This window comes from Acidimicrobiales bacterium (genome assembly GCA_033344915.1).
Classification (GTDB): Bacteria; Actinomycetota; Acidimicrobiia; order Acidimicrobiales; family Aldehydirespiratoraceae; genus JAJRXC01.
In genome coordinates this window covers 2397350-2420910 of sequence record JAWPML010000001.1, presented here as the reverse complement: position 1 = coordinate 2420910, position 23561 = coordinate 2397350, and the positions used below count along the sequence as shown (strand labels likewise).

The following is a 23561-nucleotide window of genomic DNA, read 5'->3' as shown; positions in this document are numbered from 1 at the left end:
CCGCTCAGCGGTCCTCCGGATTGATCTCCTCGAGCTCCATGCCGGCTGTCTCCGGGTAGCGCCGCAGCACGAGCCACGCCACGATCAGCGGCCCGGCGGCGAGCAGTGCCAGGGCGGGCCCGATCTCGCCCCACCGGTCGGACAGCTGGCCGACGAACACGAGCCCGACGGCGCTGCCGAGGACGCCGACGGTCACGATCACCCCGTTGGCCCGCCCCCGGTCGTGGGTGCCGAAGAGCTCCGGGCCGTACACGGCGAGGGCGGGGACGGCGATGCCGCCGAGGACGACGCCTCCGAGGGTGGCCAGCCACAGGAAGGGGCCGCTCACGAAGTAGGCGGTGGTGGCCAAGGCCGCACCGATGACGAGCCCGAGCGCGCCGACGGGCTTTCGGCCCCGGGTCTCCGCCAGATAGCCGCCGACGAGAACGCCGAGCCCGGCCGGCGTGGCGGTGACCACGGTGAAGATCGAGATGCTCGTGGCCGAGAACCCCCGCTCGTCCTTGAGGAAGTCGTTCTGGAAACTCGAGGCCGGCGCGAAGAACATCGAGAGCAGGAAGGCGGAGACCCCCAGCAGGATCAGGCGTTGGCGGCGCCGGTCCCGTTCCTCGGGGAGGGGCGCCCCGCCGGGGTCGTGGGCCAGGGCGTCGGCGAATCGGCGGGTCTCGGGGAGCCTGCGGCCGACCCAGAGGACGAGGAAGGTGCCGAAACCGGCCAGCAGGTAGATCGCCCGCCAACCCTGTTCGTCGAGATCTGCGATCGGGAGGACCCAGACCGCCATGCCCGAGCCGAGCCCGGCGCTCAGCACGAGGACCGACGCGGCCCACGCCCGACTCCGGGCGGGCATCTCCTCGACCGCGATGATCGCGATCAGGATGCCGAGGCCGGTCGACAGGCCACGGGCGACGAGCTGGGTGCCGCCGAGCGCCCAGATGTTCGGCGACAGGCCGCCGAGGAAGGTGAACAGGCAGCTCGTCACGCCGACCGCGACCAGCATCGCGCGCCGTCCCCGCCGGTCGGCGAGCGTGACGGCCACGAGGCTGAACAGCACGCCGGCCCGTACGACGCCGAGAACCCACCCCTGGGCGTTGTTGCCGTGGCCGAACTCGTCCGTCGCGAACGTGAGTGTCTGGGTGAGAACGGTTCCGAGGTACCCATCGACGATCTGCACGGCGGCGAGCAGGCCCAGCACCTTGGCGGCTCGGGCGTCGAGGCGGTCCGGCGGTGCCCACCAGTAGCCGAAATGGTCCTGACGACGGCGCAGCGCCCGGGCGACCGGGAGGCGGAACAGCCACCCCCAGACCGGGATCGCCAGGCGGTACGTCGTGGTCTCCTCCACCCGCCACCGGCCGTCGGCGGTCTGCTCGGCCGTCAGCTCCCGCCGGTACTCGCGGAACGGCCCGTCCGCGAGCTCGTAGACTCCGGCGTCGTCGGCGGAGCGCTCGGCGACGATGTCGGTCCGGGGCCGGCGGCGGGCCTCGAGTTCGGTGTCGTCACACCACGTCGTTGTGGAGAGGACGTGGGTGCTCACGGCTGGAAAGCGTAGGCCCGGCATCGAGTCGAGGCGCGCCCTCGCGTATCCTTCCGTTCGTGCATCTGCTGGATGACCCGCGCGCCGACCGCCTCTCGCCCTCCGCCCGCCGTCTCCTGCGTCGCCCCCGCCCCCGCTACCGGGGCGTCCTGCACCGCTGGGCCGCGCTCGTTTCGGTGATCGCCGGCGTCGTCCTGACCATCGGCGCCGACGGGAACCGGGCCATGATCGCCATGGCCGTCTTCGCCATCGGCAACACGGCCATGCTCGGGGTCAGTGCGATCGTGCACCTGCGCGACTGGCCGATCGAACGCGTCGAGTTGATGGTGCGGCTGGACCACTCCGCGATCTTCCTCACGTTCGCCACGACCGCGACGCCGATCGCCATGCTCGGGCTGGACGGGTCCGTTGCCACATGGATGCTCGCCGTGGCCTGGCTCGGAGCGACGCTCGGGATCGCCGCGGAGTGGGTGCCCATCCATCCGCCGGCCGGCGTGATGAACGGTGCGTTCCTGGTCTTCGGGTGGTCGATGGTCGTGTTCGTCCCCTGGCTGATCTCGGCGCTGACCGTGGGCCAGATCGCGCTCCTCCTCGGCGGCGGCGCCGCCTACACGCTCGGTGCGATCGTGGTGGGGGCCCGCTGGCCGGATCCGTGGACCGATTCGTTCGGCTACCACGAGATCTGGCACGTGTTCGTCGTCATCGCTGTCGCCCTCCACATCGCCATGGCCGTGTCGCTCGCCTGGTGAGTCGCGGCGCTACATCTCGAACGTGTCGGGCCAGGCGTCGCCCCGGATGAGCGCGTCGGCGCCGCCGTCGACGAAGATGACCGAGCCACAGGCGAAGCGGGCGGCCGGCGAGAGCAGGAAGACGATCCAGTCGGCCATGAGGTCCGGCGTCGACGGCTCGCCCGTCGGGATCGGGAAACCGTCCATGAGCGGTGCGAAGTCCTTGTCGTCCTTCCCCGCCTGGAACAGCGGGGTCTGCACCGGGCCGGGCGCGATGACGTTGAGGGTGATGCCGTTGCCGACCCACTCGTCGCGCACGGCGGCGCGCCGGCACCAGCGTGAGATCGCGAGCTTCGCTCCGCCGTAGGCAACGGCGCCATCGAAGGGCTCGGGCACCTCGTTCACGAGGCGTACGGCCTCGTCCTCGTCGCCGGACAGGAAGGCGTCGACGAGAGCCGGCGGCAGGTTGGGTGTCGTGGTCGATGAGTTCGATCCGACCTGGACGACCTGGGCCGCCCCGGCCGCCGCCAGCGCCGGGCGTAGTCCCTCGAGGAGGGCGAGCGATCCGAAGTAGTTGACGCGGGCGATCAGCCGGCCCCGCAGGGGCGGGCCGAGGCCGGCCGCGGTGACCAGTCCGTCGAGCGTTCCGTCGCAGCGTTCGAGGGTCTGCTCGACGGCGGCGGCCCGGCCCTCGGGTGTCCCGAGGTCACCGGTCACCTCGCCCTCCCGAAGGTCGATGCCGATGACCGTGTGTCCGTCGTTCTCCAGCTTCGCTCGGGTGGCCGCGCCGATCCCGGACGCTGCTCCACTGATGGCGTATGTCCCCACTCGTCCCCGTTTCCGGTCGCTGGTGCACGATGATCGTCCGGCCGCGCCAAACTGGGCAAATGGACCCCGCCGCCCGTGAAGCCGACCTCGCCCGGGACGGTCGACGCCTCATCGATCTGTGCGTCGCCGATCTCGAACGCGATGTCCCGCCCTGCCCCGGCTGGCAGACCCGCGATCTCCTCGCCCACGTCGCCGGCGCGTGGACCGCGTTCGCGGTGTTCACCGAGGCGGCGTCGACCGAGGCGCCCGACTTCTCCCGGCTCGACAGTGCCCCCGAGGACGATGACGGGCTCGTCGCGTTCGCCGAGGCGGCGCGGGATCGCATCATCGCGGCGGTGGCCGCTGCCGACCCGGCCACCCCGGTCTGGACCTGGTGGGGGGAGCGGACGCTGGCGTTCTACCAGCGCCGCGCCCACCTCGAGACGGTCGTCCACCGACTGGATGCCCAGGCCGCGGCGGGCGATCCGACGCCGGTCGATCCGGTCGTCGCCGCGGATGGCGTCGACGAGTTCTACGGCGAGATCATGACCAACCCGCCGACGCTGCCGGCTGGCACGTTCCACATGCACCAGACCGACGGCGACGGGGAGTTCATGCTGTCGGTCGAGGACGGGCGGATCGTCGTGGCCCACGAACACGGCAAGGGCGACGCCGCGCTGCGTGCGTCGGGGCACGAGCTCCTCGAGGTCGTGTGGGGGCGGCGTCCGCTCGACGGGCTCGAGGTGTTCGGCGACGCCGCCGTGGCGGCCGCGTGGACGTCGTTGGCACCGTGACCGACACCCCCACCCCGACCCCGGCCTCGGCCGCCACGCCGCCGGCCTTTCGCAGCGGGAGCAATCTCGACCAGCTCATGCCGGTCCTGTTGTTCCTGTTCTTCTACAACGTGGTCGACATCAAGGCGGCGGTCGTCGCGTCGACGCTGTGGTCGATCAAGGCCGCGATCGGACGGCGCCGACGAGGACTGGACATCGGCTACTGGCTGCCCGGCGTCGCCGTGTACCTCATCCTGCGCTCGGTCGTCACGATCCTCGTCGACGAGGACATCGTCGACTTCGGGATCAGCTCCGAGGCCGTGTACTTCGGCATCGGGTTCGTCACCAAGATCCTGGTCGGCGTGGTGCTCGCGATCACGGTCTTCGCCGGTCGTCCGTTCCTCGCCTGGGCCGTCCCGAAGGTGCTGCCGCTCGAGCCCGCGCTCGTCGCGGACCCCCGCTACCGCCGCACGATGAGCACGGCGACCATGTTCATCGTCGTGTTCGAGATCGTCTCCGCCGTGTGGGACATCTGGCTCTACAACAACAGCGGGATCAACCTCTTCCTCGTGACCCGTTTCGGGGTCAATTTCACGGTCGGCTTCATCGCCATCACCGGCGGGTTGATGTACATCGACCGCAAACTCGACCCGATCGAGAGCTATCCCGGGCTCGTGCATCTGATCGAGGGGACGGCCCGGGTCGAGGAGACGTGACCGCGGCCTCCGGCCCGCTGGTGGTCCTGCACGACCATCTCGACGGCGGCGTCCGTTCCGCGACGACGCTGGCGCTCGCTCACGAGGCCGGCATCGCGACGCCGACGGACGACGAGGCAGAACTGGCTCGGTGGCTCACCATCACGCCGGGGATGCCGTTCGAGGAGGCGTTCTCCCGCTTCCATCTCGTGATCGGCGCCACCCAGACCGAGGCGGCGCTGCGCCGCATCGCCCGCGAGGCGGTGGAGGATCTTGCCGCGGACGGCGTCGTCCACGCGGAGCTCCGCTTCGCGCCGCTCAACCATGTCGCGGGCGGACTCACCGCCGACGAGGTCATGGCGGCGGTCCACGCGGGGATCGATGACGCGGCCGACCTCGGCTGTGATGCCCGGCTGATCGTCTGCGCGATGCGGCACCTGCCCGAGGAGGTCTCCGTGGAGGCCGCCGAGGTCGCGGTGCGTTGGATGGGGGAGCGGGTCGTCGGACTCGATCTCGCCGGTGGCGAGGTCGGGAACCCGGCGCAGGGCCATCGTGCCGCGTTCGTGTTCGCGGCCGACCACGGGTTGGCCCGCACGGTGCACGCCGGCGAGATGGATGGCGTGCACCAGGTCGCGAGCGCGCTCGACCACTGTCGACCCGACCGGCTCGGCCACGGCTGGCGACTGATCGACGACTGCGAGGTCACCGACGGGCGGATCACCCGTCTCGGCCCGACGGCTGCCGCGGTCCGCGACGGGGGCATTCCCCTGGAGATCTGCCTCACCTCGAATGCCTGTCTCGGCCTACGCGTGGAGGACCACCCGGTCCGCCTCCTGTTCGACGCCGGGTTCCGGATCACGCTCCATCCCGACGACCGGGCGATCACCACGACCTCGGCCCGCCGCGAGTTCGAGTTGGCCGCTGCGCACCACGGTTTCACGCGGGTCGAGTTGGCCGCGTGCGCGGAACGGGCCGCCGTTGCCGCGTTCCTGCCGGACGACGAGCGCGAGTCGTTGGTCGCCCGGATCGCCGCGGGTTGGGACGCGCGGCCGGCTCGGCTCGTGCACCTGACCGAACGCGAGGTCTGGGAGGCCGTCGGGCCGTCGGGTTCGTACCTGCCCCGGGAGTGGGATCGCGATGGGTTCATCCACTTGTCGTCGTTGCCCCAGCTGCTGACGCCGGCCAACCGCTTCTACCGGGGGCGTGACGACCTGGTGGCCGTCGTGCTCGATGCCCACCTGCTCGGTGCGGCGGTGGTCTGGGAGGCCGGCACCGGCACCGTGGAGCGCTTCCCGCACCTCTACGGGGCGATCACGGCCGACGCCGTCCTCGCCGAGGTCCCGCTCCACTCGGAGCCGGACGGTGGATTCCTGCTGCCGCCCGCGCTGGTGCGGGCGGTGCGCTCACCCCTCGGGCGCTAGCTCGTCGAGCGGGTCCGGACCGAAGGCCCGCAGCAGGGTGCCGTAGTCGGCGCCGCGGCGGAGGTTCTGGCCTCCGTCGACGGCGAAGGCCTGTCCGGTGATCCACGACGACTCCGGGCCGGCGAGGAAGCGGACCATCTCGGCGATCTCCTCGGGTTCGCCGACCCGGCCGAGCGGGATCTGGGGGAGGTAGTCGTCGAGCAGAGGGCCACCGCTGGTGATCGGGTCCATGAGGTCGGTCGCGATGATCCCGGGCTGGATGCTGTTGACCCGCACGTCGAACCGGCCCATCTCGTCGGCGCTCACCCGGCAGAGGTGGTCGAGGCCCGCCTTCGCGCCACCGTAGGCGCCGAGGTAGCGCATCGGATCCTGGCCGGCGTGCGAGGAGCAGCCGATGATGGAGCCGCCCCCGCCCTGCTTGGCCATCTGGCGTCCACCGTGCTTGAGACACAGGAACGTGCCGATGTAGTTGAGCTCGAGGGTGCTGCGCACGGCATCGAGATCCGCGGTGGCGAGCGGGCCCATGTGGGTCGACCCGCCGGCGCAGGCGAAGAGCGCGTCGAGTCGTCCGGTGACCGCAGCCGCCGCGGCGACGGCGGCCTCGACGTCCGCCTCCTGGGTGACGTCCGCGACGATGTGCTGCACGGTCACACCGTCCGGTGCCTGCGCCGCGATCCGCTCGACCGCGGCGATCAGTTTGTCCTCGGTGCGGCCGCAGATCGTGACGTGGGCGCCGTCAGCGGCCAGGCGGGCGGCGGCCGCCTCGCCGATGCCGCTACCGCCGCCGGTGATGAGTGTTGCGAAGCCTTCGATCGATCCCATGGCGCGGCACCCTAGTGGTGATGGCCGTCGCCGGTCGACGCCGGTCAGCGTCGAGTGACGGCCAGCGGCACGATCACCGCTCGGTCCTCGGACCGCGAGGCGTCGAGGTCGACCCGGACCTCGAGGTACCACTCGTGATGGTCGTCCGGATCACAGAGGATCTGGGTGGCTGTCGTGGCGTCCGGCGACAGATCGAACCAGGTGCTGCTGCGGGCCTCGGCGTCGATGCCGATCCAGTCGTGCTCGTCCCAGTAGGGCGCCATGTCGTCCGCCAGGAGATCGGTCCGTCGGGACGCGAGCTCCATGACCACGCGGAACACCTCGTTGCGCACCAGCACGCGAAAGGCGCGCGCGTTCGCCGTGATGTCGTCCGGATCGGCGGGCGGCGCGGCCGCGGTGGCTCCCTCCTCGGTCGGGTTGCGGAGTCGTTCCCACTCGTCGATCAGGCTCGAGTCGACCCGTCGGATCATGGCGCCGAGCCACTCGACGACGTCGTCGAGGTCGTCGCTCGAGTGCTCGACCGGCACGGTCTGGACGAGGGTCTTGTAGACGTCGGTCAGGTAGCGCAGGACGAGACCCTCGGACCGCTTCAGCCCGTAGCGGGCGACGAACTGATTGAACGTCTCGGCGAACTCCAGCATCTCGCGGGCGACGGCCTTCGGGCTGACCCGGTCACGCCCCACCCAGGGATGGTGACGGGCGAAGATCTCGAAGGCGGGCTCGATGAAGTCGGCCTCGGGTCGGGGCCACGTCACCTCCTCGAGCCGGTTCATGCGCTCCTCGTATTCGACGCCCTGCGCCTTCAGGTCGCTGATGAGCGTGTCCTTCGCCTTGTCCTTCTGGGCGATGAGGACGGCCATCGGGTCCTCGAGGATGGACTCCACCAGGCTCAGCACCTGGAGGTGGTGGTCCGGTGCGTCGGGGTCGAGCGCCTCGATGGCCTCGACGACGAACAGCGACAGGGGTTGGTTGAGCCGGAAGTCGTCCTGGAGGTCGAGGTTGACCCGGAGTGGGTCCGTCTCGATGATCTCCGCTTCGAGCAGGGACCGGTAGACGGCGATCGCCCGGCGGATGTGGCCCCGCTGCGCCTTGCGGGTCTCGTGGGTGTCCGTCAGGAGCCGCTTCATCGCCGCGCAGCCGTCACCCTCGCGATCGAGGACGTTCAGCATCATCGCGTGGGTCACCGTGAAGCTCGACGCCAGGGTCTCCGGCGTGCCCTCGCTCAGCCGGACGAGGGTGTCGCCGTCCCAGTGGGCGTAGCCCCGTTCGGGCGGCTTCTTCTTCACGAGCTTCTTCTTTTTCTTCGGATCGGTGGCGGCCTTCGCCTCGGCCCGCTTGTTCTCCACGACGTGTTCGGGGGCCTGGACCAGCACGCTGCCCGCGACGTCGAACCCCCGCCGGCCCGCGCGGCCGGCGATCTGTTGGAAGTCCCGCACGGTCAGCACCCGCACGCGGCGTCCGTCGTATTTGCACAGCTGGGTGAACAGCACCGACCGGATGGGGATGTTCACCCCGACGCCGAGCGTGTCGGTGCCGCAGATCAGCTTCAGCAGGCCCTGTTGGGCGAGCTTCTCGACGAGGAGGCGGTACTTCGGGAGCAGGCCGGCGTGGTGCACGCCGATGCCGGCCTCGACGAAGCGCTTCAGGTCCTTGCCGATCGGCGTGTCGAAGCGGAACCCGCCGATCGCCGCCTTGACCTCCGTCTTCTCGTCCTTCGTCAGCACGTCGAGGCTCGTCAGGCTCTGGGCCCGCGCCGTCGCCTCCTTCTGCGTGAAGTGGACGATGTAGACCGGCGTGCGGCCGTCGTCGAGGAGGTCGCCGATCGTCTCGAGCAGCGGGGTCTCCCGGTACTCGAAGTCGAGGGGGACCGGCCGCTCGGCCTGGTCGACGAGCTCGACCGCCCGGTCCGTGCGGCGCTCGATGTCGGCCCGCAGATCCGCGGTGTCGCCGAGCGTCGCCGACATCAGCAGGAACTGAGGATTCGGCAGCTCGAGCAGCGGCACCTGCCACGCCCATCCACGGTCGCGGTCGCCGTAGTAGTGGAACTCGTCCATGACGACGAGGTCGACGTCGGTCGCCGGGCCCTCCCGCAGCGCCCGATTCGCCAGGATCTCCGCGGTGCAGACGATCACCGGCGCCTGGGGGTTGACCGCGGCGTCGCCCGTCACCATGCCGACGTTCTCCGGCCCGAGCTCCGCCGCCATCTCGAAGAACTTCTCGCTCACCAGGGCCTTGATCGGGGCCGTGTACACCGTTCGTTTGCCCTCGGCGAGCATCGCCCAGGCGCCCGCGAGGGCGACGAGCGACTTCCCCGACCCGGTCGGGGTGGCCAGCACGACATGCTCCCCGCTCAGCAGGGAGAGGATCGCCTCCTCCTGGTGCGGGTACAGCTCCAGCCCGCGGTCCCCCGCCCACTCCATGAAGGCGATGAGCAGTTCGTCGCCGTCCGTCGGCCCGGCGGGGAGTTGCTCGATGAGGCTCATGCGCGGGTCACCATAGGCGCTTGTCGCCGATTCCCCGATGGGCCGCCTCCCGCAACGCCGACCGAATCCGGCTTCGCGTCCGCGTCGACGGTGCGAGCCCGCCCACATAGCGGTTTCGCCCGACCTGCACGATGCGGCCTTTGCGCACCTCGGTCCGCAGGGCATCCGAGACCCACTTGCCGCGGCGCTCGGGCGGGCGCACCCCGAAGCGCTCCATGGCGTCGGCGATCTCGCCGACGGTCGCCGGTGTCGTCACGCCGTCCAGTCACGGGCGTAAGGTTCGTGTCGGTCAGCATGGGGCCGAACGTAGCCAGCCGGTGTGACACCGCTCTCGAGGCGCGGCGCCCCGCACCCGGCACCCGGCACCCGCCGCCCGGCGGTGGCGTGCGCCACGTTTTGCGACATGCGACAACATGGCCGCCGTTGTGGTTGCCCGCCGCCCCGATTCACCCCCGCGGCCGCTCGTCGCACGTCGCAAAACGTGGCGTGCTGGTTCGATCGGGTCGGTCCGCCCAGCCCAGCCCAGCCCGCTCAGCCGAGCCCGCTGAAGTCCACTTGTCCGGTGGTCATCGAGGCGCTGAACCCGTTGTCGGCGATCGTGTTGTGTCCGTTCATGGCGATCGACGCATCGGTGCCGAGCATGACGACGGCCCGGGCGATGTCGTCGCCGGTCAGCATCGTGCCGCCAGACTGTTCGACGGTCCACTGGATGACCTGCTCGGTCATGGTCTTGATGAAGTCGTCCATGAGGGGGGTGTCGATCGGACCCGGGCAGACCGAGTTGGTCCGCACGCCCCGGGTCGACGCCGTCTGCACCGACGAGTACATGGTCCAGACCTGGGCGATCTGCTTCGAGAACGCGTAGACGTCGGCCGAGACGAGCTCGTCGTGGTCGGCGACCCAGGCGAGTGACTCGTCCCAGTCGTCGATGGCGACGAGCTCGAGGATCTCGGCCAGATTGTCGGGCCACCCTTGGCCGGCGATCGACGCCGTGTTCACGATCGCCCCGCCTCTGGTCATGCCGGGAAGCAGTCCGAGCGTGAGTCGGCGCACACCGAGATAGTTGACGCGGATCACGAAGTCCGTCGCGTGCACGCCGGCGACACCGGCATTGTTGAACAACACGTCCACGCCGGACCCGATGGCCGCAACGGCGGCGTCGATGGAGGCGGGGTCGGCCATGTCGGTCGGGATGAACCGCGTCGCCGGTCCGGTCGGCTCCTTGATGTCCAGAACGGTGAGATCGGTGCATCCGAGGTCGGCGATGAGCTCGACGGCGGCCGCGCCGACCCCCGTGGTGCCGCCGGTCAGGACGACTTTCTTGCCCTCGTAGCTGAAGAGATTCGACATCAAGATTCTTTCCTCTTCTTGAATGACATGTGCGCTTCCTTGAGCCCGAACACGAACGCGTTGGGCATCTCGACATGGGGGCGATCGGTCAGGCGCTCGAACGAGTCCACCCGGTCGACGAGGCGCTGGAAGAACGTGTTGATCTCGAGCCGGGCGAGCGACGCCCCCATGCAGAAGTGGGTGCCGAATCCGAACGAGATGTGATGGTTCGGGTCACGGGTGACGTCGAAGACCTCGGGGTCCTCGAAGTGATCCGGGTCTCGGTTGGCCGCGCCATAGGCGAGCAACACCTGGTCCCCGGCCTTGATCGTCACCCCCCGCACCTCGTGGTCCTCGGTGGCCCGGCGGCAGAAGTTGTGGATCGGCGTCACCCAGCGGATGAACTCCTCGACCGCGATCTCCATGTCCGCGCCGGCCTTCAACTTCTCCCACTCGGTGGGGTGTTCCGTGAGCGCCAGCAGCGTCCGGGCGATCACGGTACGGGTCGTCTCGGCCCCGCCGTCGAGGAGGAGCAGGCAGTCGGAGATGATCTCGTCGAGACCGAACGGGGCGCCACCGACCTCGCCACCGGTCTCGCGTTCCACGTCGATCCAGTGCGACATCACATCCTCGGCCGGGCACCCCTTCTTCTCCTCGTAGAGTTCGGCGGCCGCGCCGCCGAACTCCATCGCCGAGATGATGCCGGCCTCGTCGTGATAGCGGGGCCCGCCGCCGAGCGCGATCGTGGTCTCGGACCAGTGCTGGAGCTTCGGCCACATCTCGTCGGGGAACCCGAGCAGCAGACCGATCATCATCGCCGGGAGCGGAGCCGCCAGTTCCGCCACGATCTCGACATCGTCCTTCGCGAGGGCGGCGTCGAGCAGTCCGTCCACGGTCTCGAGGACGTGGTCCTCCCAGCGGCGCACGGCCCGCGGGGTGAAGCGCCGCGAGACGAGGTTTCGCCGGGCGAGGTGCAGCGGGTCGTCGGAACCGATGATCGACTGGTCCGCCCCGATGTTCGGGCGATACCCCTTCTCCGAATCGGAGTTGATGAAGACGCGCTTGTTCTTCTCGATCTCGACGATGTCGTCGTAGCGGGTGACGACCCAGAGCTCGTTGACGGCATCCCAGTGGACGGGGTCGTTCTCGCGGAGCCACGCGTAACGGGCGTAGGGGTCGTTGACGTAGAAGTCGCCGTCCAGGATGTCGAGGGGACGCGGATCGATCATGCGTCGCACCCTAGAGAATCGGCGGTCAGTCGGCGTAGTCCTGACCGGTCGGCATGCCTCGACCGACGAGGGCCACCACGGTGCCGTAGGTGATCAGCAGGCCGGCGGTGAGCAGCAGGGTCGTGCGTTCGCCGAGGTCGAGGCCGCGGGCGTCGGCCATGAGGCCGAGGATGATCGTGCCGACCCACACGAGCCCGCCCCACGCGATCCCGAACAGCGACATGACGCGGCCCCGCATGTCGTCGGCCACGACCTGCTGCACCAGCGTCTGGATGGTCGTCATCGTCATGAAGTAGCAGAAGCCGAGAACCACCTGGAAGAGGATCGCCAGCCACAGCACCCCGGACAGGGCGAACCCGGTGAGGCACAGGCCGTAGGCGGCGAGGGCGGCGGCACCCCGGGAGAGGCTCGCCTCTCGCTTGCTGTAGCCGACGGTGAGCGCACCCACGATGGCGCCGACCCCGGTGGACGCCACGATGAGACCGAAGCGACCCTCCGGCTCGCCCAGCACCTCCGAGGTGAACGACGGGATCAGCGCCGTGTGGGCCACGCCGAACATCGATGCAACGCCGACCGTCGAGATGCCGAGGACGGCCGGCCGCCGTTCCCGGGCGTGCTGGAAGCCGATTCCCATGCGGGCGAAGACGCCGAGATCGTCGGCCACGATGTCGCGCGCCGGGACGTCGACCCGGCGCATCAGCATCGCGGCGATCAGCGTCGCCGCGGTGAAGCCCGCGAACCCGAGCTCGAAGGACCCGGACGCGATGATCGCGGCGGCGAGGATCGGTCCGGCCACCCGGGTGACGTTCTGCACCGCGGCCTGGGTGGAGATGGCGCTGGGAACGTCCTCCGGGGTCACCGCGTTCACCGTGAGGGCGCCGGCGGACGGCCCGATGAAGGAGAACGTGGCGCCGAGGGTGAAGGCGAGCAGGTAGACGGCGCCGAGCGGCGGCGCATCGGACACCGTCGTGAGGGTCGCCAAGCCCGCCGCGGTCAGCGCCGAGCCGAGGTAGCAGGCGACGACGACCCGTTTGCGGTCGACCCGGTCGGCGAGCACCCCGGCGAACGGGCCGATGACGAGCTGGGGGCTGAACAGAGCGACGAACAACCAGGTGACCGCCAGGTTGTCACCGTCGGCGGCGCGGTCCTCCACGAGGCCCTGGAGCGTGACATGGCTCATCCAGAAGCCGATCTGCTGGATGAGGAACGCGCTGAAGATCAGCCGGTACGACGCGTGGCGGAACGCGACGAAGCCCCGGCCCTTCTCCGACCGGATGAAGCGTGCGGCGAGGCCGGTGGGTCCGGTGCGGACCCGTTCGGCACTGCCGGTCAGTACTGACCCTTGCGTCCCAACACGACGGGGATCGTACGAGCGACGATCGCAAGATCGGTAACCAGGCTCCAGTTGTCCACGTAGTAGAGGTCCAACTGGGCGTACTTCGAGTCGTGGTCGCCGTCACTGCGCCCGTTGACCTGCCACATGCCGGTGATGCCCGGCTGGACCCGCAGTCGGTTGTGGAGCTCCTTGTCCCATCCCTCGACCTCGCGGGGCAGGGCCGGTCGGGGACCGACGAGGCTCATCTCGCCCTTGATGACGTTGACCAGCTGGGGCAGCTCGTCGATCGAGAGGCGACGCAACCAGCGGCCGACCGGCGTGATGCGGGGGTCGTTCTCGATCTTGAACAGCGGACCCGTGGTCTCCGAGAGGTGCTCGACGGAGGAGAGCCGATCTTCGGCGTCCATGACCATCGTGCGCAGCTTGTGCATCGCGAACAGTTCACCGTCACGCCCGACGCGGGCCTGGGAGAAGAACGCCGGCCCCGGGCTGGTGAGCTTCACGGCCAGACCGGCGATGAGGATGACCGGCGTGGCGAGGACGAGGAGGATGCCGGCGGTCAGGGCGTCGAAGAACCGCTTCGCGCGGGGGCGCCATCCCCAGCGCTGCACCGGCTCGACGTACATCATCGGCACCCGGCCGACAGGGCGCACCGTCAGGCGGTGGGCGGCGATGTCGCACAGGGTCGACGAGAGCTCGACGTGGATGCCGTGTTCGGTGAGCGAGCGGATCAGTCGGTTGGAGCTGCCGACGTCGATGGCCGTCGCCGCGATGATGACGCTGTTGACGCCCATCTCGTTGACCTTGCGCACGATCTTCGCGGGGTTGCCGAGCAGGGCGAGCGGCGATTCCCCCGGCTCGCGCTCGACCAGGTCCTCGATGAAGCCGTGGAACACGTAGCCGAGGCTGCTGTCGGACTCGAGCATCTCCCGGACGAACTGGCCCTCGGCGTTGCGGCCGGCGATGACCACGGGGCGGAGCAACGTGCCGTTGCGGCGGGCCCGATCGAACAGGCTGCGGGCGATGAGCCGTTCGACGATGGTCAGCGTGAGCAGGAGGCCGGCGACGATCGCGATCCACTGTCGCCCGACCTGCACCTTCAGGATGATGGAGATGCCACCGGTGACGAGCACGCCGATCGCGACACTGCGCACGACGCGGTTGATCTCGTCGATCCGGCGGCTGAGGTAGCGGGCCCGGTAGAGCAGTTGCTGCGTGAAGACGAGGGGCCAGACGGGAAGCGAGGCGAGGACGAGCCCCATGTACTGGGCGGCGGACGTCGGATCCGTCGGGTTGGTCCACTCGTGGATCCAGGTGCCGGCGACCAGGGCGATGCTGACCACCAACAGATCGGCGATGACCAGCGTGATCTTGGACGAGTTGAGGGCGTTGTGACGCGTCGGGCCGCCCGGCAGCGAAGCGCTGTCGGGGTAGAGGAGCACCGGGTTCGACATCTCTGTCTCGGTGGCGGGGGTCTCCGTTGACGTCATGAGAGTTCACGCTCCGTGCACGAGCGTAGACGCTGAGGGGTGAGACGTCTGTAGGTCGTCGAACTCACTGGGAAAGAGGGCATTCGGCCGCCTGAACTGCAAGAAAAGAGAGATGGGGGAGGGGTTTGGTCACAAAGTGTCCCGCCGGGGACCAACCGGTCGATTATGGCACACTCCGTGGCGATCTCTCGCGCCCATCGTGTGCCGGTTTTGTTGCAGTGTGGCCGAACTGAACGCCGTTTGTCCACCCGTCAGTCGGTGGGTACCCACACGAGGACGACGTCCTCGACCGTGATGTCGGTCTTCTCCAGGCCCACCTCGTAGGACTCGATGGCCTCGGCGGCCTCGTCCCACGCGTCCTGACTCTCGCCGAGGGCGTCCGTGAGGGCCTCCGCCAGATCCTCGAGCTCGTCGGCCTTCTCGGCGAGGCGATTCTTGGCCGTCTCCACCCGCTGTGACGCGTTGGCGGACGTGCGCCGCGACGAACTGGCCCGGCGGACGCCGGACATGATCGAACGGCTGGATCGCCCGCCGAAAAGGCCGCCGATGACGTCGATGGCACCGCTCAGGACCTCGTTGCGCTTGCGGTCCTTGGAGTCGTTCTCCAGCTCCCGGAGCCGGTCCTCGGCCTTGGACATCGCGGCGCGGATGCGGTCCTCCTTCTTCGCCATCGACTTTCGGAGCTCGTCGGCCTCCTCGTCGGCCTTGTCGTCCGCGGCGCGAGCGCACCGGGCCGCGAACTCCTCCTCGGTCTCGCCGACCCGTGAGTACAGCTTCAGCTCGGTGTTGCGCAGCAGGGTGAGTGCCTCGTTGCGGTACAGCTGGTCCTTGAGTGCTCGCTGGGCCGACGTGAAGAACGTCTTCGTGTGGATCTTGCCGTCCGGCAGCACGTAGACGGCGCCGTCGGGCGGGGTCGGTCGGAGATCGCGATCGTCGTAGTCGACGGGTCGGAAGTCGCCGCCGTCCACGTCGGAACCGAGGGGCGAGACGATCGCCTCCCACTCCGCCTCGTGACGGAGGTCGCCCTTGGCTTCGTCGAAGAGCAGCCGGACCCGGGCGGCGAGCGCGGCGCGGAGGCGTCGCCCACCGGCGACGGCGCCGATCTCGGCCGCCCACGGGGCGGCGGGGTCGAGGTACGCGACCTCCACATTGTCCGCCACGTCCGGTGCGACGGCCGACTCGTCGTCGGCGAGGGCGGCCGGCGTGGGGGCGGGCGCGGCGGCCGCGGTGGCTGGTGCCGCGGCCGGGGCAGGGGCCGCAGCCTGTCGCTGATCGGCCATCAGGGTGCCGATCTGATCGCGGGTGAGCGGCCCGGGCAGGTACGACATCGCCCAGCGCGTGCCGAACGTGGTCGGTGCGCCGCCACGGGTCGTGTGCAGGAGGAACTTCCGTTTGCCGAGTCCGCCGATCGTGTCGCCGATGGCGTCGATGTCGGCGTCGCCGCCCGCGGCGCGCATCCCTTCCAGCAGCCGGGCCTTGTCCCGCTCGGTCTGGAGTCGGCCGATCATCCACGTGCCCGCGTTGCTGATTGCCTTGTAGTCGAGATCGACCGGGTTCTGCGTGGACAGCACCATGCCGACACCGAAGGCACGCGCCTGCTTCAGGATCGTGAGGATCGGTCGCTTGGCCGGCGGTTCGGCGGTCGGCGGCACGAAGCCGAACACCTCGTCCATGTACACCAGGGCCCGCAGGTCGGGGCTGCCCGGCTGGCTGCGCATCCAGGTGACGAGCTTCGAGAGGATGAGCGTGACCGCGAACTGGCGTTCCTCGTCGGACAGATGGGCGATCGAGACGATGGCCGCCTTCGGCTTGCCGCCGCCTTCCAGCATCGAGGCGATGTCGAGCGGGATGCCCTCACCCCACGCGGCGAAGGACGGAGAGGCGAGGAGGCCGTTCAGCTTCATGGCCAGCGCCGTGCGATCGTTCGGCGGGAAGAACGTGTCGAGCTCGATCACCCCGAGCTTGCGCATCGGCGGGTCCTGGATCTGGGCCAGGAGCTTGGCGAGGTCGAGGTCGGTGCCCGCGTCCCAGGCGTGGTGGATGAGATTCGCGAGCAGGACGTGCTCGCGTCCGGAGAGCGGATCGGACGTGACGTCGACGAGATTGAGCAGACCCTGGACGAGACCGTCGATCTCCTCGCGCATCGCTTCGGCGTCCGCCCCGTCGGCCGGGGCCGACAGGTCGCCGATCACGTTCAGCGCCACGCCTGCCGTCGAGCCGGGCGTGTAGATCGTGAAGTCCGCCATCTCGCGGAGGCGGGCGATGCGGTCCTTGCCGATACCGGACCCGGCGAGTCCGTTCTCCCACAGCTCGGCAGTCGACGCCGCGAGCTCGTCGGGGGTGACGCCGTCGCGTTCGGCCTCGCCCTCGTTGATCCAGGGCCGGAAGTCGCTCGGGGCGAGATCGGGGAACGTGAGCAGCAGGTTGCCCATGTCGCCCTTCGGGTCGATCACGAGCGTGGGGATGCCCTGGAGGAGCGCCTCCTCGAGCAGGATCATGCCGAGGCCGGTCTTGCCGGATCCCGTCATGCCGACGATGACGCCGTGCGTCGTGAGGTCGGCGGCCTCGTAGATGATGTTCGCCTCGTCCTCGCCGCCCTCCACGGGCCCGAGGAAGAAGTGACCGGGGGTGACATCGACCGTCGTGGTGTCCATGGGGTGCGATGCTAAAGGAATGATCGACGCACATCTCCATGTGGTCGACGCGGCGACCGCGGGACCGGATCGCACCGGGCACCCCGACGGCGCCTGGTGGGAGGCGCTCGACGCGTCGCCGCCGACGGTCGCGGGTCGCCTCGCCGCCGCAGGCGTGGACGGTGGGGTGCTCGTCCAGGCCGTCGGGGCCCACGGGTTCGACAACACGTTCGCGCTCGAGAGCGCGGCGGCGCTCGGCGATCGGTGGCGGGCGGTCGCCGCGGTCGGGGCCGACGACCCCGACCCCGCCGCCACCCTTGAGCGGGCCGCGCGAGCCGGCGCGACCGGGGCGCGCCTGTTCTCCGTGCCGCTCCCGGAGGTCAGCTGGCTCGACGCCGACCGGGGCCGGGTGGTCGCCGAGCAATGCCGTGACCTGGGGCTCACACCGATGATCTGCTGTCTGCCCGAGGAGCTCCCCGCCGCGGCTCGGCTCGTGGCCGCGGTGGCGGATCTGGAGTTCGCCATCGACCACGCCGGTTTCGTCGCGATCGGCGGCGACGAGGGCGAGCTGGGCGCGCTCGTCGCCCACGAGAACGTCGTGCTCAAGATCAGCACCGGTGTCTTCGACCACAGCGCGCTCGATCCGGCCGCGACCGTGCGCCGGCTCCTGGATCTCGTCGGCGCCGACCGGCTGGCCTGGGGCAGCGATCATCCGCAGATCCGCGACCGCGATTACCGCACGCTCGCTGACCTCGCCCGGGCGAGCGTCGACGGTCTGCCGGACGCGACACGGGCGGCGGTCCTCGAGGGAACCACCGCCCGTCTCTGGTTCCGTTCCGATCCGCGTTGAGTTGTGGTCGTCAGACGACCACAACTCGGTTAAGAAGCCACAACTCGGGTACGAGGCGGGGTCAGAGCATTTCGACGATCATGGCCATGCCCTGGCCGCCGCCGACGCACATGGACTCCATACCGACGGTGCCGCCGGAGTCGTTGAGGCCGTTCAGCAGGGTGGTCATGATGCGGCTGCCGGTCATGCCGAAGGGGTGACCGAGGGCGATCGCGCCGCCGTTGGGGTTGAGCTTGTCGAGGTCGATGCCGAGCTCGTCGGCCGAACCGATGACCTGCACGGCGAACGCCTCGTTGATCTCGACCTGGTCGATGTCACCGATGGACATGCCGGCGCGGGCCATGGCCTGACGGCAGGCGTCGATCGGGCCGAGGCCCATGATCTCCGGGTTGAGGGCGGACACGCCCGAGGAGACGATGCGGGCGATCGGCTCGATGCCCATGGCCTTGGCCTTGGTGTCGCTCATGACGACCACGGCGGACGCGCCGTCGTTCAGCGGGCAGGCGTTGCCGGCCGTGACCGTGCCGCCGGGGCGGAACGCCGGCTGGAGCTGGCTGACCTTCTCGAGCGTGGTGCCGGCCCGGATGCCGTCGTCGGTCGACACGACGGTGCCGTCCGGGAGGGTGTAGGGCGTGATCTCCCGCTCGAAGAAGCCGCGGTTGAGCGCCGCTTCGGCCCGGTTCTGGGAGCTGACGCCCCACTCGTCCTGACGCTCACGGCTGATGCCCGTGTACTCCACGACGTTCTCGGCGGTCTGACCCATCGCGATGTAGATGTCGGGCACGCCCTCCGGCGGCGCCCAGTCGCCCTGGCCGCCCTCGCTGCGGGAGGCGCTGCGGGCCTCGGCGTCGGCGAAGGTCTCGTTGTGCGGTCCGGTGTCGGCCGCGCCGTACATGTAGCGGCTGACGGTCTCGACGCCGCCGGCGACGAAGCAGTCGCCCTCGCCGGCCTTGATGGCGTGCGATGCCATGCGGATCGTCTGCAGTGAGGAGGAGCAGTACCGGTTGACCGTCACGCCGGGGATGTCGAGTCCCTGCATCGCGGAGATGACGCGGGCGATGTTGTAGCCGCCCTCACCACCGGGCTGACCGATGCCCCACATGACGTCTTCGACGTCGGAGGCCTCGACCCCCGCCTTGCCCATCACGTCGGCGAGGATGAACGACGACAGGTCGTCGGGACGGGCGTCGACCAGCGAGCCCTTGTTGGCCCGCCCGATGGGGGTACGGGACGTGGCAACGATGACAGCTTCTGGCATTTCGGCTCCTTGGCGAGAATGTGTCATCACGATAGACACGTTTTCTCTGCGTGCCCATCGTCGGCGGGCCCGTACCGCTTCGCCGTTCGGCCCCGGCGGGGGTTACGATCCGCGCCCATGGCTATCGACGTCGACAAGAACTGGCAGCTGCTGATCAACGGCGAGTGGGTCGACCCTGCCGCGGGCACCTACGACATCATCGATCCGGCGACCACGGAGGTCGTCGGACACGCGCCGGAGGCGTCCGTCGAGCAGGCGAACGACAGTGCGGCAGCGGCGAAGGAGGCCCTCGCCGGCTGGCGCCGACTGTCGCGTGAAGAACGGTGCGCCCACGTCGGCCGGCTCGGCGAGGAGATCGCCGAACGGTCGCCCGACTGGGTCGACACCGTGCAGGCGGAGACCGGCGCGACGATCGGGACGACCGAGAACCTCCAGGTCGGTGGGCCCGCCGTCGACCGCTTCCGGTACTACGCGAACCCGATCGATCTCGACGAGAACCTGCGTCCGATCCCGACCGCGAAGGGACCGCTCGGCCCCGCCGGCCTGATGAGCGCCCATGTGAAGCGCCAGCCCGTCGGGGTCGTCGCGGCGATCACGCCCTACAACTTCCCGATCACGAACGTCGCGGGCAAGATCGCGCCGGCGCTCGCCGCCGGGTGCACCACGATCATCAAGCCGGCGCCACAGGACCCGTTGGGCATCTTCCTGCTCGGGGAGGCCGTCGAGGCCGCGGGCCTCCCGCCCGGCGTGGTCAACATCGTCAACGGGTCCGGCCCCGAGGTCCCCGCCGCCCTCGTCGACAGCCGCGACGTCAACATGATCAGCTTCACCGGCTCGTCGCCCGTCGGCGCCAAGATCATGGAGAACGGCGGCAAGACCATGAAGCGCCTGCTCATGGAGCTCGGCGGCAAAGGGGCCGCCGTCGTGACGGAGGACGCCGACATCGGGCAGGCCGCCCAGGCCATCGCCACGGTCTGGGGCTTCCACTCCGGGCAGATCTGCACTGCGCCGACCCGCGTCATCGCCCACAAGGACATCTACGACCAGCTCGTGGAGACGTTGAAGACGTTCTCCGGGTTCATGAAGGTGGGCGATCCGAAGGAGCGCGACACGATCATCGGTCCGGTCATCACCGAGCTCCACCGCAACCGGGTCGAGGAGTTCATCCAGACGGGCAAGGACGCCGGCGCGACGCTCGTCTGCGGCGGGGAGCGTCCCGAGCTCGACGGCTACTACATCGCCCCGACCCTGCTGGCCGACTGCACGCCGGACATGCACGTCGTGCAGGAGGAGGCCTTCGGGCCGGTCATCGTCGTGCTGCCGTACGAGGACGACGACCACGCGATCGCGTTGGCGAACGACTCCGACTACGGGCTCTACAGCTATGTGTTCTCGGGTGACTCGATGCGGGCGTTCGCCCTGGCCCAGCAGATCGAGTCCGGCAGCGTCGGCATCAACGTGATCCAGCCCCACATGGAGGCGCCGTTCGGCGGCTTCAAGATGTCCGGCGTCGGTCGGGACCGGGGCGCCTACGGCATCGAGGCCTACAGCGAACTCCAGGCCATCAACTGGCTGGGCTGAGGTGGTACCTCCGCTCGACGGGCTCCGGGTGGTCGAAGGCTCGGCGTTCGTCGCCGCGCCGTCGGGGGGGATGACGCTCGCCCAGCTCGGCGCCGAGGTCATCCGCTTCGACCAGATCGGCGGCGGTCTCGACGCCAAGCGCTGGCCGCTCACCGCCGACGGCGAGTCGATCTACTGGGCGGGGCTCAACAAGGGCAAGAAGTCGATCTCGGTCGACCTCCGATCGCCCCGGGCCCGGGAGATCCTGACCGACCTGATCCGCGGCGCGGGCACGTTCCTCACGAACTTCCCGGCGCGCGGATGGATGGGCTACGACACGCTCGCCGCCGAGCGGCCCGATCTCGTCATGCTCGCCGTCACCGGGAACCGCGACGGGTCGACCGCGCTGGACTACACGGTCAACTGTGCGCTCGGCTACCCGTACGCGACCGGGCCGGTGGACAGCACTGAGCCGGTCAACCATGTTCTGCCGGCGTGGGATCTGGTCTGCGGCCAGACGGCGGCGCTCGGCATCCTGGCCGCCGATCGGCACCGACTGCGCACGGGCGAGGGGTCGAACATGAGCGTGGCCCTCTCGGATGTCGCGATCGCGGCGGTCGCCGCCCTCGGCCACGTCGGGGAGGCCCAGGTCAACGGCACCGAGCGGCAGCGGTACGGCAACGACCTGTACGGCGCGTTCGGCGCCGAGTTCCGCACCGCCGACGGCGAGCGGATCTACGCCGTCGGCATCAGCCCCAAGCAGTGGGCGTCGTTGTTGGAGGCCACCGAGGCGACGGAGGCAGTCGCCGCGATCGAGGCGGCCGGTGGCTACGACTTCCGCGACGAGGGCGACCGGTTCGCGGCGCGAGCCGAGGTGATCGCCGCCGTCGGCCCGTGGATCGCCGCCAACCCGCTGGCGACCGTCGGTGCCCGCTTCGACGAGCTCGGGGTCTGCTGGGGGCGCTACCAGACCTTCACGCAGCTCGTGGAGGAGGACCCGCGGTGTTCCACGGAGAGTGAGCTTTTCCGCGACGTCCTCCAGCCCGGCATCGGCACGTACCTCACGCCGGGGTCACCGATCGCCTTCGACGAGCGGCTCCCCGTCGAGCCGGCGCCGGCGCCGCGCCTCGGCGAGCACACCGACGAGATCCTCGCCGACGATCTCGGCCTCAGCGCCGCCGAGATCGGCACCCTCCACGACGACGGCATCGTCGCCTAGCGCACGGCCGGGCCTCCGAGAAAGTACTGGGGTCTGACCCCAGAAAGTATGCGGTCAGTCCCAGGTGGGGACGGCGTCGATGAACTCGAGGGCGGCGTCGATGAAGGAGAACTGTTTGGGGAGGCCGAAGTGGTCGACGCCGGGCAGGACCTTGACCTGACAGTCGGGGAGCGCGTCGGCGAGCGGCTCGGGCGGGCCGGCGAAGTCGTCGCTGCCGATGATGATCAGGCACGGGGCCTGCACCGTTGCGAGTTCGTCCGCGGTGAACCGGGGCCGCTCCCGACCGATGCAGGCGCGCAACGCATTGGGGTCGTTACCCGGCGTCGTGATCAGGGACTCGAAACGGCTCGCGGTGTGGTTGGCCATCTCGTCGGCGTCGTCGGCGGCCACCAGGTTCCGCCCGACCGCGGCGAGCACGATCCGGTTGACTCGGTCCGGATACTGCATGGCGATCTGCAGGGCGGTGCGGGCACCGAGCGAGTACCCGACGATGTCGGCGGGCGTCTCGGGGAACTGCTCGATCACCGGCGTGACGAGGTCGTCGTAGTCGGCCGGGTCGGTCGGCTTCGGCGCGTCGCCGTGGCCGAGGAGGTCGATGCCGAAGGCCCGGCGGCGGGCGTCCTTCAGCAGGTCGAACCAGCCGGGCTCGCGCCACGTGCGCTCGGTGGATGTGGCGAAGCCGTGGAGGAGGACGACGGGTGGGGCCATGGCTCTTTCCTAGTCAGCGACGCGGGCCGGGGCGAACCGCGGATCGGCGCACCGGTCACCGGCCGAGCCCGACTTGGCGCGTGCCGAATCTGATGCACCGTCAGGAACGGTTCTGCTCCACAGTCCGACGCTGCGTGGTCGATCACTTTTCGCGATGGGTGCTAGCGCGAACAATCATCGGCGTTCACGGGACATTCGGCCCATGATTTCCTACGTTTACGGGCGTAGCCGAACAGGGCACCGAGGACCGCACAATGGTGTGCGGCCCGGGCTCGAGGGAAGCGGGTGACGAGGTGCTCGAGATCATCGAACCGGCGGAGACGCCGACGGGACCGATCGGATCGACGGACTGGATGGACGAAGCGTCGTGTGCCGGTCACAGCGACCTGTTCTTCGCGCCGTTCGCCGAGCGGCCCGAGGCGCGGGTGCGCCGCGAGGCCGCGGCCCGTGTGATCTGCCAGGGGTGCGCCGGCATCGCCGCGTGCCAGGAGTACGCCCGCAGCAATCGGGAGCTCGGCTTTTGGGGCGGCGAGAGCGAGTCGGAGCGGGCCGAAGCCGGCTTCCCTCCCACCACGCCGATCATCGGTCGCAAGCGGGTCGCCGAGCAGCGTGCTCGCGACGCGATGGCCAGCGCTTCCTGATCCCGTTCCCGCTCGTCACATTCCTGCTCCCCGGGCGGGCGATGCGATGAT

At 69.8% G+C, this 23561-nt stretch carries 20 protein-coding genes; 8 read left to right on the top strand and 12 right to left on the bottom strand.

Going from position 1 to position 23561, the window contains the following annotated elements; genetic code table 11:
- Positions 1-4: 4 nt before the first annotated feature.
- Positions 5-1528 carry an MFS transporter gene (locus tag R8F63_11760; protein MDW3219277.1) on the bottom strand — a complete coding sequence of 508 codons (1524 nt, stop codon included), beginning with the start codon at positions 1526-1528 and terminating at the stop codon, positions 5-7.
- A gap of 59 nt (positions 1529-1587) precedes the next feature.
- Here R8F63_11760 and R8F63_11755 point away from each other — a divergent pair, with 59 nt between their 5' ends.
- Positions 1588-2277, top strand: coding sequence for a hemolysin III family protein (locus R8F63_11755; GenBank protein ID MDW3219276.1), 690 nt, complete (start codon positions 1588-1590; stop codon positions 2275-2277).
- Between the two features lie 9 nt (positions 2278-2286).
- Here R8F63_11755 and R8F63_11750 read toward each other — a convergent pair whose 3' ends face one another.
- Positions 2287-3084, bottom strand: coding sequence for an SDR family oxidoreductase (locus tag R8F63_11750; GenBank protein MDW3219275.1), 798 nt, complete (start codon positions 3082-3084; stop codon positions 2287-2289).
- A gap of 59 nt (positions 3085-3143) precedes the next feature.
- On the opposite strand from R8F63_11750, the gene R8F63_11745 reads away from it, so the two are divergent.
- The 3 genes from R8F63_11745 to add are packed head-to-tail and all read left to right on the top strand — an operon-like array spanning position 3144 to position 5952.
- Positions 3144-3857 (top strand): maleylpyruvate isomerase family mycothiol-dependent enzyme, encoded by a 714-nt coding sequence (locus tag R8F63_11745; GenBank protein ID MDW3219274.1) that lies wholly within the window; start codon positions 3144-3146, stop codon positions 3855-3857.
- Positions 3854-4552, top strand: a complete 699-nt coding sequence (locus R8F63_11740; protein ID MDW3219273.1) for a hypothetical protein — start codon at positions 3854-3856, stop codon at positions 4550-4552. The genes R8F63_11745 and R8F63_11740 overlap by 4 nt, the downstream gene beginning before the upstream one ends.
- A complete protein-coding gene (gene add, locus R8F63_11735; protein MDW3219272.1) occupies positions 4549-5952 on the top strand; it encodes an adenosine deaminase in 1404 nt (467 codons plus the stop codon). The genes R8F63_11740 and add overlap by 4 nt, the downstream gene beginning before the upstream one ends.
- Here the strand turns inward: add and R8F63_11730 are convergent.
- From R8F63_11730 to R8F63_11695, 8 genes are all read right to left on the bottom strand, one after another.
- Entirely contained in the window at positions 5935-6774 is an 840-nt protein-coding gene (locus R8F63_11730) for an SDR family oxidoreductase (protein MDW3219271.1), read from the bottom strand. The genes add and R8F63_11730 overlap by 18 nt on opposite strands.
- A gap of 44 nt (positions 6775-6818) precedes the next feature.
- Positions 6819-9257, bottom strand: coding sequence for a DUF3516 domain-containing protein (locus R8F63_11725; GenBank protein ID MDW3219270.1), 2439 nt, complete (start codon positions 9255-9257; stop codon positions 6819-6821).
- A 7-nt stretch (positions 9258-9264) separates the two neighbouring features.
- Entirely contained in the window at positions 9265-9513 is a 249-nt protein-coding gene (locus R8F63_11720; GenBank protein ID MDW3219269.1) for a hypothetical protein, read from the bottom strand.
- Positions 9514-9788: 275 nt separating this feature from the next.
- A complete protein-coding gene (locus tag R8F63_11715; protein ID MDW3219268.1) occupies positions 9789-10607 on the bottom strand; it encodes an SDR family oxidoreductase in 819 nt (272 codons plus the stop codon).
- Positions 10607-11815 (bottom strand): cytochrome P450, encoded by a 1209-nt coding sequence (locus R8F63_11710; protein ID MDW3219267.1) that lies wholly within the window; start codon positions 11813-11815, stop codon positions 10607-10609. Before R8F63_11710 ends, R8F63_11715 begins: the two co-directional genes overlap by 1 nt.
- 25 nt (positions 11816-11840) lie before the next feature.
- Positions 11841-13091, bottom strand: a complete 1251-nt coding sequence (locus R8F63_11705; protein ID MDW3219266.1) for an MFS transporter — start codon at positions 13089-13091, stop codon at positions 11841-11843.
- Positions 13092-13144: 53 nt separating this feature from the next.
- A complete protein-coding gene (locus R8F63_11700; protein MDW3219265.1) occupies positions 13145-14641 on the bottom strand; it encodes a sugar transferase in 1497 nt (498 codons plus the stop codon).
- Positions 14642-14892: 251 nt separating this feature from the next.
- Positions 14893-17295, bottom strand: a complete 2403-nt coding sequence (locus R8F63_11695) for a DUF87 domain-containing protein (protein ID MDW3219264.1) — start codon at positions 17293-17295, stop codon at positions 14893-14895.
- A gap of 19 nt (positions 17296-17314) precedes the next feature.
- Between R8F63_11695 and R8F63_11690 the strand changes: the two genes are divergently transcribed.
- Complete coding sequence (locus R8F63_11690) at positions 17315-18124, top strand: amidohydrolase family protein (protein ID MDW3219263.1); 810 nt, start codon at positions 17315-17317, stop codon at positions 18122-18124.
- A gap of 61 nt (positions 18125-18185) precedes the next feature.
- Here the strand turns inward: R8F63_11690 and R8F63_11685 are convergent, their stop codons facing one another.
- The gene (locus R8F63_11685; protein MDW3219262.1) at positions 18186-19382 is read right to left on the bottom strand and encodes an acetyl-CoA C-acetyltransferase; all 1197 of its coding nucleotides are present in this window, start codon (positions 19380-19382) and stop codon (positions 18186-18188) included.
- Between the two features lie 117 nt (positions 19383-19499).
- On the opposite strand from R8F63_11685, the gene R8F63_11680 reads away from it, so the two are divergent.
- Together R8F63_11680 and R8F63_11675 are read left to right on the top strand one after the other, a co-directional pair.
- A complete protein-coding gene (locus R8F63_11680) occupies positions 19500-20963 on the top strand; it encodes an aldehyde dehydrogenase family protein (protein MDW3219261.1) in 1464 nt (487 codons plus the stop codon).
- 1 nt (position 20964) lies between these two features.
- Positions 20965-22161, top strand: a complete 1197-nt coding sequence (locus R8F63_11675; protein ID MDW3219260.1) for a CoA transferase — start codon at positions 20965-20967, stop codon at positions 22159-22161.
- Between the two features lie 54 nt (positions 22162-22215).
- Here the strand turns inward: R8F63_11675 and R8F63_11670 are convergent, their stop codons facing one another.
- Positions 22216-22869, bottom strand: a complete 654-nt coding sequence (locus R8F63_11670; protein MDW3219259.1) for an alpha/beta fold hydrolase — start codon at positions 22867-22869, stop codon at positions 22216-22218.
- A gap of 293 nt (positions 22870-23162) precedes the next feature.
- Between R8F63_11670 and R8F63_11665 the strand changes: the two genes are divergently transcribed.
- A complete protein-coding gene (locus tag R8F63_11665) occupies positions 23163-23510 on the top strand; it encodes a WhiB family transcriptional regulator (protein MDW3219258.1) in 348 nt (115 codons plus the stop codon).
- Positions 23511-23561: the final 51 nt, after the last annotated feature.